General features: G+C 69.4%; 8 protein-coding genes and 1 pseudogene. 2 read left to right on the top strand and 7 right to left on the bottom strand.

The features are described from left to right. Positions 1–6 precede the first annotated feature (6 nt). Positions 7–5,208 (bottom strand): DUF6531 domain-containing protein, encoded by a 5,202-nt coding sequence (locus ACFYOY_RS01160; protein WP_388584034.1) that lies wholly within the window; start codon positions 5,206–5,208, stop codon positions 7–9. A 193-nt stretch (positions 5,209–5,401) separates the two neighbouring features. On the opposite strand from ACFYOY_RS01160, the pseudogene ACFYOY_RS01155 reads away from it, so the two are divergent. Further along, positions 5,402–5,967 (top strand): annotated as a pseudogene (locus ACFYOY_RS01155) (Uma2 family endonuclease). 4 nt (positions 5,968–5,971) lie between these two features. Here ACFYOY_RS01155 and ACFYOY_RS01150 read toward each other — a convergent pair. Continuing rightward, a complete protein-coding gene (locus tag ACFYOY_RS01150) occupies positions 5,972–6,598 on the bottom strand; it encodes a TetR family transcriptional regulator (protein ID WP_351880508.1) in 627 nt (208 codons plus the stop codon). Between the two features lie 98 nt (positions 6,599–6,696). Here ACFYOY_RS01150 and mca point away from each other — a divergent pair, with 98 nt between their 5' ends. Next, positions 6,697–7,596 carry a mycothiol conjugate amidase Mca gene (mca, locus tag ACFYOY_RS01145; protein ID WP_351880511.1) on the top strand — a complete coding sequence of 300 codons (900 nt, stop codon included), beginning with the start codon at positions 6,697–6,699 and terminating at the stop codon, positions 7,594–7,596. Here the strand turns inward: mca and ACFYOY_RS01140 are convergent. From ACFYOY_RS01140 to gcvH, 5 genes are all read right to left on the bottom strand, one after another. After that, positions 7,556–8,410 (bottom strand): RNA polymerase sigma-70 factor, encoded by an 855-nt coding sequence (locus ACFYOY_RS01140; protein WP_351880514.1) that lies wholly within the window; start codon positions 8,408–8,410, stop codon positions 7,556–7,558. The genes mca and ACFYOY_RS01140 overlap by 41 nt on opposite strands. Beyond that, entirely contained in the window at positions 8,407–8,964 is a 558-nt protein-coding gene (locus tag ACFYOY_RS01135) for a carboxymuconolactone decarboxylase family protein (protein ID WP_351880517.1), read from the bottom strand. Before ACFYOY_RS01135 ends, ACFYOY_RS01140 begins: the two co-directional genes overlap by 4 nt. Positions 8,965–9,112: 148 nt before the next feature. Then, on the bottom strand, positions 9,113–10,495 hold the full coding sequence (locus ACFYOY_RS01130) for an L-serine ammonia-lyase (protein ID WP_137967541.1): 1,383 nt from the start codon (positions 10,493–10,495) through the stop codon (positions 9,113–9,115). Positions 10,496–10,602: 107 nt separating this feature from the next. Then, complete coding sequence (gene glyA / locus ACFYOY_RS01125) at positions 10,603–11,868, bottom strand: serine hydroxymethyltransferase (protein WP_351880520.1); 1,266 nt, start codon at positions 11,866–11,868, stop codon at positions 10,603–10,605. A 25-nt stretch (positions 11,869–11,893) separates the two neighbouring features. Next, on the bottom strand, positions 11,894–12,274 hold the full coding sequence (gene gcvH, locus ACFYOY_RS01120) for a glycine cleavage system protein GcvH (RefSeq protein WP_059144105.1): 381 nt from the start codon (positions 12,272–12,274) through the stop codon (positions 11,894–11,896). Positions 12,275–12,453 lie beyond the last annotated feature (179 nt).

Genomic DNA, 12,453 nt, shown 5'->3' with positions numbered 1-12,453 from the left:
TCTGTTTCACCAACCCTTGGGGAGGAAGTAGATCATTTCCTTGATCGCGCCGTCATATTTATTGCCGAACTGGCGCTTGATATCCGTGATGTCCATATTAATGGCATCGCGGTAGCGGTTCTGGCTAATGAGATTTCTCTGCTGTGCTCGATGTGACATCGCGGCCCTGCTGCGCCCCCAGCTGGCCGTCCTGTAATGATCCACCTTATCCATTTGAATTGCAGGCCCCCGATCGCGTGGGATGCCATTGATTGAATCTGGGGGCATGTGGTTGATCTCGGTCCCCGGAATGTTCCTCTTGTAGTCGGTGGCCGGGTCCTTGAGCTGCTTGTACCTACCTCCTCGGTATACGTGGCCTGACGGGGCGTAATCCGGGGCCAGGCCGAAGGGATCGATCCAAGTATGGGGGTTGTGGACGTAGGCGACCGGGTTCGGATCCGGTGTGAGGCCGAGGGGGTCGGGGGTGAGGTAGCGGGCGGTTTCGGGGTCGTAGTGGCGGTGGAGGTTGTAGTGATGGCCGGTCTCCAGGTCGTGGTACTGGCCGGGGAAGCGGAGGGGGGTGTAGGCGGTTGCGTCGGAGTTCCAGGTAGTGGCGCCCCAGAGGGTCGTGCGGGACTGCCAGGCGGTGTGGCCGGTGGCGTCCACGAGGTGGGTAGGGGCGCCGATCAGGTCGGTGATGATCGCGTAGAAGCGGGTGTCGATCTCGTGTTGGGGCGCGTTCGCGGTTGGGGCGTAGCGGGTTGTCTGGGCGAGCGGGGTCAGGCCGGACTCGTCGTGGTCCCAAGTGAGGTTCTGCTGGCCGGTCCACTCGGTTGAGGTCGTGCTCTGTTCGATTAGGGCGGCCGCGTGCCAGGTGAAGTGAGTCTCCTCGGCGACCATGCCATCGGGTGCCAGGCATTGTTTGGCGGTGCGCCGGCCGAGGGGGTCGTAGCGGTAGCGCCAGGTGGTGCCGTCGGGGGTGACTACGTGAGTGAGGCGGTCTTCGGCGTCCCAGGTGTAGCGCCAGGTGTCGGGCTTCTTCGACAGCCGGGTCTTCTGACGCAGGGTGGTGCGGCCCGCGGCGTCGTATTCGTAGCGGGTGGTGCCCGCGGTCTGTATTCGGGTGCCGGTGTAGGCGCGTTCGCCCCCCGCGTCCGCGCCCGGGTGTTGCTGCGGCCAGGTGGCGTGGGTCTGGTTGCCCGCCGGGTCATAGGCGTAGGACTCCTGCCAGGCGGCCGCCTGTACTTGGGTGACGCGGCCGACTGGGTCCAGGGTGTAGCGGTTGGGGCCGGTTGTGGTGTCCTCGATGCCGGTGAGGTAGCCGTCGTGGCGCCAGGTGTAGGTGCGCTGCAGCAGGGTCTGCGGACCTGCGGTGTAGGACTGGCCAATGAGGCGGTCTGCCGGGTCCCATGCCTGAGTCAGGGACAGTCCTCCGGTCCAACTCCGTTGGGTTTCGCGGCCTGACGGGTCATGGGTGACGGTCAGGTCCCTGCCGCCGGCGGTCAGGGTGGTGCGGTTGCCCGCCGCGTCGTAGGCGTAAGTAGTCTCCGCTCCGGCCGGGGTACGGCGGCGGACAAGCTGCCCTGCCGGGTCGTAGGCCAGGCGCAGGGTGCGGCCGCCCACCGTCTCGGACAGCATGCGGCCGACAGGGTCGTAGGCCCGGGTCAGCTCGGTGTCCGGGCCGATGGCCTCGAGTAGGTCTCCGGCCGGGCCCCAGCGGAAGGTCGATACCTGCCCGGCGGCATCCTGGGCCACCAGGCGGCCGAGCGCGTCGTAGACGTAGCCGGTCCGTTGGCCCAGCGGGTCGGTACGCGAAATGAGTTGGCCTGCCGCGTCGTGCTCGTAGGTCACTCTACGGTCGTCGAAGTCCGTCTCCGCTATCAGATGGCCTGCCGGGTCATAGGCGTAATCCCACGTCAGCCCCTGGGGGTTGGTGACCTGGGTCAGCCGTGTCGCCGCGTCGTGGGTGAAGGTGTAGCGAACCCCATCCGGACCCGTGCGGGCGGCCAGCAGGTCGAAGTGGGTGTACTCGTACACGGTCGTGCCGCCGACGGGGTCGGTGTGCGTGGTGCGGTTGCCCTCGCCGTCGTACGTCCAGGACTCCGCCGAGCCATCCGGCCCGGTGCGGCGCAGGAGTTTGCCTTCCGGACTCCATACGTAGCGGGTCACCGCGCCCAGCGGGTCGGTCTCGGCCACGACGCGACCGAACGCGTCCCGCTGGTAGTGGGTGGTGGCTCCCAACGGGTCGGTGATTTCGGTCGGGAGCCCGGCCCCGTCGCAGCGCACCCGGGTCGTCGCGCCCAGCGGGTCGGTGACGGCGAGCAGACCTCCGCGCTCGTCGTAGGTATAGCGGGTGGTGGCGGCGAGCGGGTCGGTGAGCGTGGTGCGGTTGCCCGCCGCGTCGAAGGTCTGCCGCCATACCGCGCCGCCCGGATCGGTGATCCGCAGAGGGTTGCCCTGTGCGTCGAGCACCGCGCTGATCTCGCTGCCGTCCGGCCGGATCACGGCCGTCAGATGTCCGTGCTCGTCGTAGCGAAAGCCGGTGGTGCGGCCCAGCGGGTCGGTCTCGGCGATCGTACGGCCGGCCTGGTCATACGCGGTGCGGCTGACCGCGCCGCCCGCGTCGATCTCCGCGACGACCTGGTGTGCCTCGTCGATCAGGTAGCGGGTGACCGCACCGTCCGGTGAGGTCAGGGTCGTGACCTTCAGGCCGGGGAAGGCCGGGTCCGCCCCGTCGTAGCCGATGCGGAGGGTGTAGTGGCCGCCCTCACCGCCCTCGGCGATCACCCGGTCCTGCTCGTCGTAGGCGTAGGAGTACCAGCGGTTGTTGGTGTCGATCCAGGACGTGATCCGCCCGGCCCGGTCGTAGACGAAACGTAGTGGAAGCCCCGAGGAGCCCGTTGTCCCGGTGAGATGGCCGTCGGTGTAGCCGTAGCCCATCACCCGGACCTCACCCACGTACAGGCCGGTGATCCGCTCGCCGTCCGACGTCAGACGCAGCCGGTATCCACCGCTGTGGACGATCTCGGCGGGCGCGCCGGAAGCGTCGTCGTAGGTGAAGGTGATGCGGTTGCCGTTGCGGTCGGTGATCTCCCGCAGGAGCGCGAGCGCCTCGTCGCGGTACGGGGTGAAGGTGCGGACGAGCCCGGCATCCGGGTCGGTGAGGGTGTACGTACCGCCGTCCGCCGTCCGTACCAGCGGCCACCGCGGACCCTCCGCGGGCATGACCGCGGCGCCGCCCGGCACCGGATGTGGATAGGCCAGCAGCAGACCGTCCTCGGTGAAGAAGATCACGCCCTGCTCGTCGAACTCCAGCCGCTGGTCGGCCGTTGAGGCCCAGGTCGGACCGAACCACCGCCCGGCGCGGTACCCGGAGTCCACCCGGCGGGAGAACACCAGCGGCAGCACACCAGGCAGCTCCACATCCGTCTGCGGCAGGAACATCCGCCCCGTCGCCACGTCCACCGGATCCGTACGACCATGCCGCACCCGGTCCCAGGTACGGGAGAACACCCCCCGGCCACGGCTGCGGAGAGCGCCGCGCGCCCATTGCGTCGCCTCACGCGCCGCCAGCCTGGCCCCGATGCGTGAGGCGATCGGGGCGAGGGCGCGCGGGGCGAGGCCCATCAGCAGGGTCTCCGCCAGCCCTCCGCCCATGGCGAGCTCCAGCGGCAGCGCGTAGGGCATGGCGAACATGGCGAGGGTGAGCAGGAGGGGGAGGCCGGTCTCGAGGAGCTTTTCCAGGAGGAAGCGGTCGGTGCCGAGGATGCGGTAGCCCGCCAGGGGAGCCTCGCCGTCCGCGATGGCCGACCAGCGGGACAGCAGCAGGACGCCGACGACCAGGGAGCCCGTGCAGACGGCGATCCGGAACTGGACCAGGGCGAGCGCCTCGCCCAGAGGGGACGCGCCCGCGGTCCGGTAGCCGCGTACGGCGGAGATCAGGCGCCACAGGGTCAGGACCAGCCCGGCCAGGCCGACACCGACGAGGATGCGCAGCCCGGCGCCCCCGGTGAAGTGCTCCTGCAGATCCTTCGTGGACGGGAAGGAGCCCACCGCCAGATACAGCAGGGAGGGGACGGCCAACAGCAGGCTGAGCACCAGAAGAACCTTCTCGTGGCGCGGCCAGCGGGGGCGCTGCTCCCGGGCCCGGCGCCACAACTGCCGTAAGGTCACGCCACGCCATGCCTCCTGACTGCGCGTCACGTCCATACGGCGGGTCTGCTGGGCGACCGACTCGCGCAGCGGCTCCAGCTTCTCCGCACGGGTTCGAGAGTGGGCCGTGGCGTACAGCAGCGCTCTGCGCTGCCGCGCGTAGCCCAGGGTGATGATCCAAGTAGCCGGTAGACGCAGCAGGGCGTACCCGATGAGAGCCTCGAGGGCGGTCCGGCCCTGGCGTTCGGCAGCCAGCACAACATCAGGCTGGTGCCGCCGGCCCAGGCGGGACCGGCGCAGATCCCAGATCCACGCGACAGCGAGGCACCCCAGGATGATCCACAGGCCCCAGTCCTCGGCCAGCCTCTCCCGCCACTCCATCGCGGTGTCGTCGCCCGGGAAGGCCGCGGCGTAATTGGTCACCCAGTGGATCGCCACCGCCCCGGCCAGTGGCACCAGGGCCGCGACCCGGGTCAGGACGCGGGCGCCACACCACAGCAAGCCCACCGCCAGCCCGCCGAGCGCGCTGGCGAAGATGTGTACCTCGTAGGGGAGTGTCGGCCCCCCGACGTCGACGGTGCCGGTAGATGAGGGGAACCAACTGCCGAGGATCTGTCCGAGGCCGGGAACGTACGGGGGGTCGAACAGTCCCCCCGCGATCTGCCAGCCCCCCTCATCCGTGGGAACGGCCTTACCCGCGGACTCGGCGTACATCAGAAGCTTTTCCAGCAGACCGAACCCCGCCCCGGCGGCGCCGCCCAGCACCACGAAGTCCGCCAGCCCCCACTGCATCCGCCTGCGCAGTGCCCACCCGGCGACCAGGAGCGGTGCGATCTTGACCAGCTCCTCCACCACCGGAGCCGTCGTCCACGACACCACATCCATGACGCCGGACAGCGATTTCTCCCGCGCGGTCGCCAACTGACGTGCCACCAGGAGTTCCAGGGCCATCGAGAGCACGCCGCAGCCGTACGCACCCACCCCGAAGGCGAGCAGCACCGTCGGCCACCGCACCGTCCGCACCGGCCAGGACAGCAACAAGAGTTGCAACACCGCCCATATGGACGCAGCAGCCATCCAGAACGCCACGCCCCGCAGCCCCCTCCGATGTTGTCAATGATCCGTCACGCTAAGTCGAACAGCAGTGACATACAAGGGGCGGCCAACCGGCCTGGGGCGAGGATCAGTGCGTCCCGAATAGGGGGCGCCTGCCCCGGTACGTTGAGGCCAGCAGAATCAGCCCCATCGCACAGGTTCAGGGAGGTGAGTCATGACCGCCGAGATGGTCGCCCCCGCGTGGATGCACGAGCAGATCACGGCTGAGCAGTACGACTCCTGGTCCGAGGAGCAGTGCGCGGGCATTGAGGTCGTGGACGGGATGGTCGTGGTGAGCCCCAGCGCGTCGAAGCGGCTCAACCGCCTGGCTCGGATCCTTGCCAACGCCCTGGAAGGCGCGGCAGGCCCTGGCTGGAACGCCGATACCCACTTCGACGTCCGGCTCCAGGACGTGCCGCTCACCAATCGTCGTCCGGACGTGGTCGTGTATCGGGCGGAAACGATCGACGTCACGCCCACCCGTCCCGAGCATGTGCTCTGGTCGCCGAGGTCGTGTCGCCCGGTTCGGAAACCACCGACCGCATGGTGAAGGTGGATCAGTACGCCAAGGCCGGCATTGCCTTCTACTGGCGGATCGAGCAGGCGGCCGCCGGTGTCCCGCTCGTCTACACCTATGTCCTCGACCCCGCGACGAAGACCTACCGGGAGGGAGACGTGTTCACCGGTGTGGTGAAGGTCGCGGCTCCGTTTCCGGTGCGGATCGATCTCGGTCAGCTCTGACGGTTCAGCGCACCGCGTACTCGCCCAAGGACGGCTCCAGCAGGGCGAAGACCTTCTTGGCTGAGCGGGTTGCCGCGGTGGCGATTTCCTCGTTGGGGTGGCCTGCTCGGGTCAGGTCCTGGACGTGGTGGAACAGGGTGCGGTGGGTGGCGGTGAGGAGGGCGGCGGCGGCTCGGGGGGTGGGGTCGTCGGGGGTGGTGGCGGTTTCGGTGGTGAGGACTTCGGCCAGGGCCTCTTCGCGTTGGTCGTGCAGTTCGCGGAGTCTCGCGGTCAGGGTGGGGCTGTCGGCGAGCATGCGGGCGAACTCCGGGCTGGAGAAGCCGACGACGGGGTCGTGACGTTCGACCGCGGCCAGGTATGCGCGGCGTAGTGCCGTCAGGGCCGATACGCCGGTCGGGCGGCCCGCGACCGTCCGGGCCAGGGCGGTGGTGATGGTCTCGTGGTAGTCGAGAGCCAGGTCTTCCTTGCGCGGGAAGTAGTTCGTGACCGTCATCTTGGCCACCTGGGCGGCCGTCGCGATCTCGGCGATCGTCACTGTCTCGAAGCCGCGCTCCATGAAGAGCCGGGTCGCGGTGTCGGAGATCATCTGGCGCGTCTGCCGCTTCTTCAACTCACGCAGTCCTGCTGTCATGGCCCCATCCTCGCATGGGCGGGCCTAAGATTGAGATTGACCTAAATTTAGGTTCGGGCTAATTTCCCTTTGTCGGTTACCACGAACCATCCCGAGGAGTGCGCTTGAACCTGCGTCTGATGAGCGTGCACGCCCACCCCGACGACGAGTCCAGCAAAGGTGCGGCCACGCTGGCCAAGTACGCCGCCGAGGGGGTGGAGGTGCTGGTGGTCACCTGCACCGGAGGGGAGCGTGGCGAGGTGCTCAACCCTGCCCTGGACCGGCCGGGTGTGCGGGAGAACCTTGCCGCGATCCGGCGGGCCGAAATGGTCGAGGCCCGTCGGATCCTCGGCGTGCGGCAGCACTTCCTGGGGTTCGTCGACTCGGGGCTCCCGGCGCCGGGCGAGCCGCTGCCCGAGGGCTGCTTCGCGCTGGCGCCGCTGGAGGAGGCGGCCGGGCGCCTGGTGGGGCTGATCCGGAGCTTCCGCCCGCATGTGCTCGTCACCTACGACGAGACCGGTGGCTATCCGCACCCGGACCACATCAGGACCCATCAGGTGACGGTCGCCGCCTTCGACGCGGCGGGGGAGGCGGGCCGCCATCCCGAGGCGGGGGCGCCATGGCGGCCGCTGAAGCTGTACTACCAGGGCGGCTTGTCGCGGCCGTGGTTCCAGGCCTTGCACGACGCCATGACCGCGCGGGGCATGGACTCGGGGATGGGGGCCGTGCTGGCGGAACTGCCCGAGAAGGCCGGGCTGGAGATCACCACGCAGGTGCCGTGCGCGGAGTACTTCGAGACCAGGGACCGGGCGCTGCTCGCCCATGCCACGCAGATCGACCCGAACGCCGGGTTCATGCTTCATGATCGTGACGTTGAGCGCGAGGTCTGGCCCACTGAGGACTATCTCCTCGCCCGGTCCCACGTCGACGTCGCCCTTCCCGAGGAGGATCTGTTCGCCGGTGTACGCCCCCAGCGGCCTACGGCAGTAGGTGGCGCAGCTTGTCCGGGTTGCGGATGATGCGGATCTCGGTGATGCGCCCGTCCTCGATCTCGGCGCAGGCGACGGTGTCCGGGCGGCCCGCGACGGTGAGGAGCAAGCCCGGGCGGCCGTTGACGTCCACCGCGTGCACCCGGGGGTCGTCCATGGGCTGGGCGATGACGGCGGCGAGGAAGCGGGCGACCTTGTCGGCGCCGTGCTGGGGGCGCAGGGCGGCCTTCACCTTGCCGCCGCCGTCGCTCCACGCCGTGACGTCGGGGGCCAGCAGCTCCATCATCCGGTTGAGGTCGCCGCCGAGGCAGGCGGCCAGGAACTCGTCGGTGATCTGGCGCCGCACCTCGACCGGTGTGTCGTAGCGCGGTCGGCGGGCCTGGACGTGTGATCTGGCCCGGTGGCCCACCTGCCGTACGGACGCCTCGCCGCGCTCCAGCATTCCGGCGATCTCCTTGAACGAGAAGCCGAAGACTTCCTTGAGGACGAAGACCGCCCGCTCCAGCGGGGAGAGAGTTTCGAGGACGACGAGCAGGGCGAGCGAGACCGACTCGGCCAGCTCCACCTCCTCGCCGGCGTCGGGCTGGGTGACCAGCGGCTCGGGCAGCCAGGGGCCGACGTACTGTTCGCGGGTGGCGGCGGCGGACGTGAGCCGGTTGAGCGCGAGGTTGGTGACCGTACGGGCCAGATAGCCCGCCGGATTGTCCACGGGGGTGGTCACCTGACTGCAGCGCAGCCAGGTGTCCTGCACCATGTCCTCGGCGTCGGCGACGCTGCCGAGCATGCGGTAGGCGATGCCGAACAGCATCCGCCGGTGGTGTTCGAAGGTGGTCGCGTCGATCACGTCCGTGACGGTACCTCGCAGGCGTCCGAGAAGCCCTGGCTGGTCAGGCCGAAGGCGCTGTTGATGCGCGAGCGGTAGTTCTCCAGGGCGACCATGGCGGTGAGTTCGACGAAGGCGGCCTCGCCGAGCTGTTCGATCAGGGTGGCCGCGAGTTCGTCGGTGACGCGGGGTTCGGTTTCGGTCATCGCTTCGGCGTAGTCCAGGACGAGCAGTTCCAGCTCGGTGAAGGCGTCCTGGTGGTCGCGCCACCGCGGGACCTTGGAGATCTTGTCCATCGGGAGGCGGAGGGCGTCGGCCTCCCAGTGGCCGAAGTCCATGCACCACGAGCAGCTGATCCTGGCCGCCGCGGCCATGACCGCGAGGTGCTTGAGGCCCGGCTCGAGGCGGTTCCACTTGGCGGCACCGCGCTCCTGCCGGACGTAGGAGAGGAGCACCCGCCCGTTGTGGCCGACGGCCAGGCCGGGGTCGAGCACCTTGCCGTAGGTGCGCCGGGAGTACCAGGCGCCTATGCGGTTGAGCAGCGTGCTGGGCGGTGTGAGCGAGATACGGGCCATGGCGGGTTCTCCATCGTGTCGCGGCTGGGGTCGAAAGACCTTCCGCAGGTGCGACAGAGCAGGCCGCCGGAGTGTGACATCCGGCGGGCACTCATCCGAAGCGGCCGGCTCCGGCCAGCTCAGCCGGACCCAGCCGGAGCCGCCGCCCTCAGCACTCGATGACGTTCACCGCGAGCCCGCCGCGCGCCGTCTCCTTGTACTTGACCTTCATATCGGCGCCCGTCTGCTTCATCGTCTTGATGACCTTGTCGAGCGAGACATGGTGGCGGCCGTCGCCGCGCAGGGCCATCCTCGCGGCGGTGACCGCCTTGACCGAGGCCATGCCGTTGCGCTCGATGCAGGGGATCTGGACCAGGCCGCCGATGGGGTCGCAGGTGAGGCCGAGGTTGTGTTCCATGCCGATCTCGGCGGCGTTCTCCACCTGTTCCGTGGAGCCGCCGAGGACCTCGGCGAGGCCGCCGGCGGCCATGGAGCAGGCGGAGCCGACCTCGCCCTGGCAGCCGACCTCGGCGCCGGAGATCGAGGCGTTCTCCTTGAAGAGCATGCCGATGGCGCCCGCGGCGAGGAGGAAGCGGATGACGCCGTCCTCGTCGGCGCCCGGCACGAAGCGCGTGTAGTAGTGCAGGACGGCGGGGATGATGCCCGCCGCGCCGTTGGTGGGGGCGGTGACCACGCGTCCGCCCGCCGCGTTCTCCTCGTTGACCGCCATGGCGTAGAGGGTGATCCACTCCATGGCGCGGGCGGCCGGGTCGCCCTCGGAGCGCAGGGCGCGGGCGGCGGTGGCGGCGCGGCGGCGGACTTTGAGGCCGCCGGGGAGGATGCCCTCCTGGGACATGCCGCGGGCCACGCACGCCTCCATGACGTGCCAGATCTCCAGGAGGCCGTCCCGGATCTCCTTCTCCGTGCGCCACGCCTTCTCGTTCTCCAGCATCAGGGCCGAGATGGACAGGCCCGTCTCCTGGGAGAGCCGCAGCAGTTCGTCGCCGGTGCGGAAGGGATGGGTGAGGACGGTGTCGTCGAGCTTGATGCGCTCCTCGCCGACCGCGTCCTCGTCCACCACGAAGCCGCCGCCGACCGAGTAGTAGGTCTTCTCCAGCAGCGGATGGCCCTCGGCGTCGTACGCGAGCAGCGTCATGCCGTTGGCGTGGTACGGCAGGGAGCGGCGGCGGTGCAGGATCAGCTGGGTCGACGCGTCGAAGTCGATCTCCTGGCCGGGGCCGATCTCGGCGCCGAGCAGCCGCAGCCGCTTGGTGGTGCGGATGCGCTCCACCTCACCGTCGGCCGCCTCGACGTCGACGGTGCGCGGGGAGTTGCCCTCCAGGCCCAGCAGCACGGCCTTCGGGGTGCCATGGCCATGACCGGTGGCGCCCAGCGAGCCGAAGAGCTCGGCGCGCACGGAGGCGGTGTGGGCCAGCAGGCCCTCGTTCTTCAGCCGGCGGACGAACATCCGCGCGGCCCGCATCGGGCCGACGGTGTGCGAGCTGGACGGGCCGATGCCGATCGAGAAGAGGTCGAATACGGAGATGGCCACCGGGGGACTCCTTCGTCTGCACGCAGGGGAGGCGTGCGGGCCGTGCGGGGGTGGTGCGGGCCGTGCGGCGGGGGCGCGCCAGGGCGGGCGCGCCCCCGTGTCCAGGGTTACTTGGACAGATGGGCGTACAGCGGGTGCTTGTCGGCCAGGGCGGTGACCCGGGCCTTCAGCGCCTCCGCGTCGTAGGACGGCTTGAGCGTCTGCGCGATCACGTCGGCGACCTCGCGGAAGTCGTCCGCGGTGAAGCCGCGCGTGGCCAGCGCCGGGGTGCCGATCCGCAGACCCGAGGTGACCATCGGGGGCCGCGGGTCGTTCGGGATCGCGTTGCGGTTGACCGTGATGCCGACCTCGTGGAGCCGGTCCTCGGCCTGCCGCCCGTCCAGCTCGGAGTCGCGCAGATCGACCAGGACCAGATGGACGTCGGTGCCGCCGGACAGGACGGCGACGCCCGCCTCGCGCACATCGGGCTGGGCCAGGCGCTCGGCGAGGATCCTGGCGCCCTCCAGTGTGCGCTCCTGGCGCTCCTTGAAGGCCGAACCCGCGGCGACCTTGAAGGAGACCGCCTTCGCCGCGATGACATGCTCCAGCGGGCCGCCCTGCTGACCCGGGAAGACCGCCGAGTTGATCTTCTTGGCCAGGTCGGCGGTGGAGAGGATCACGCCACCGCGCGGACCGCCCAGGGTCTTGTGGGTGGTGGTGGTCACCACATGGGCGTGCGGTACGGGCGAGGGGTGCAGCCCGGCCGCCACCAGACCCGCGAAGTGGGCCATGTCGACCATCAAGTACGCGCCGACCTCGTCCGCGATCCGTCGGAAGGCCGCGAAGTCCAGCTGGCGGGGGTAGGCCGACCAGCCCGCGATCACCAGCTTGGGGCGGTGCTCCTTGGCCAGCCGCTCGACCTCGTCCATGTCGACCAGACCGGTCTCGGCGTCCACGTGGTAGGGCACCACGTTGTAGAGCTTGCCGGAGAAGTTGATCTTCATGCCGTGGGTCAGATGGCCGCCGTGCGCCAGGTTCAGCCCCAGGATGGTGTCGCCGGGGGAGAGGAGGGCGAACATCGCGGCCGCGTTGGCCTGGGCGCCCGAATGCGGCTGGACGTTCGCCGCCTCGGCGCCGAAGAGCTCCTTCACCCGGTCGATGGCGATCTGCTCGACCACATCGACGTGCTCACAGCCGCCGTAGTAGCGGCGGCCGGGGTAGCCCTCGGCGTACTTATTGGTCAGGACCGAGCCCTGGGCCTCCATGACCGCCGCCGGGGCGAAGTTCTCCGAGGCGATCATTTCCAGGGTGGACTGCTGGCGGTGGAGTTCGGCGTCGACGGCGGCGGCGACGTCCGGGTCGAGCTCGTGCAGGGAGCTGTTGAGAAGCGACATCAGGGTCCCGATCGGAAGAGGAGGGTCAGTTTTCGGCGAAGGCGGTGTACGCGTCGGCGGAGAGCAGTTCCTCCGGCTCGCCCGTCACCCGCACCTTGAACAGCCAGCCGCCCTCGAAGGGGGCGGAGTTCACCAGCGCCGGATCGTTCACCACGTCCTCGTTGATCTCGGTGACCTCACCGGAGACCGGCGAGTACAGGTCGCTGACCGACTTGGTGGACTCCAGCTCTCCGCAGGTTTCACCGGCGGTGACGGTCGAGCCGACGTCCGGGAGCTGGACATAGACGACATCGCCGAGCGCGTTGGCCGCGAATTCGGTGATGCCGATCGTCGACACGCCGTCCTCGTCGGCGGCCGACAGCCACTCGTGCTCCTTGCTGTAGCGCAGCTGCTGGGGGTTGCTCATGGTCCGATTCTCCTGGATACGGGGGAGTGCTTGGGAAACGGGTCTTAGCTGGTGGGATGCGACACCGGTGGGTGTGGTGCCGGGGGTGTGACGCCGGTGGGTGTGGTGCCGGCGGGATGTGACGCCGGTGGGTGCGGCGCCGAGGGACTCGGTGCCGGTCCATGTGATGACGCCGGTGG

The sequence above is a fragment of the Streptomyces sp. NPDC007875 genome (genome assembly GCF_042868035.1).
GTDB classification, from domain to species: domain Bacteria; phylum Actinomycetota; class Actinomycetes; order Streptomycetales; family Streptomycetaceae; genus Streptomyces; species Streptomyces antimycoticus.
This window is presented reverse-complemented; position numbering and strand designations above follow the sequence as displayed.

Bases quoted from the DNA above. Each gene is read 5' to 3' on its own strand.
- ACFYOY_RS01160 (WP_388584034.1), bottom strand. From the start codon at position 5,208: ATGGCTGCTGCGTCCATATGGGCGGTGTTGCAACTCTTGTTGCTGTCC.
- ACFYOY_RS01150 (WP_351880508.1), bottom strand. From the start codon at position 6,598: ATGACAGCAGGACTGCGTGAGTTGAAGAAGCGGCAGACGCGCCAGATG.
- ACFYOY_RS01135 (WP_351880517.1), bottom strand. From the start codon at position 8,964: ATGGCCCGTATCTCGCTCACACCGCCCAGCACGCTGCTCAACCGCATA.
- glyA (WP_351880520.1), bottom strand. From the start codon at position 11,868: ATGTCGCTTCTCAACAGCTCCCTGCACGAGCTCGACCCGGACGTCGCC.
- gcvH (WP_059144105.1), bottom strand. From the start codon at position 12,274: ATGAGCAACCCCCAGCAGCTGCGCTACAGCAAGGAGCACGAGTGGCTG.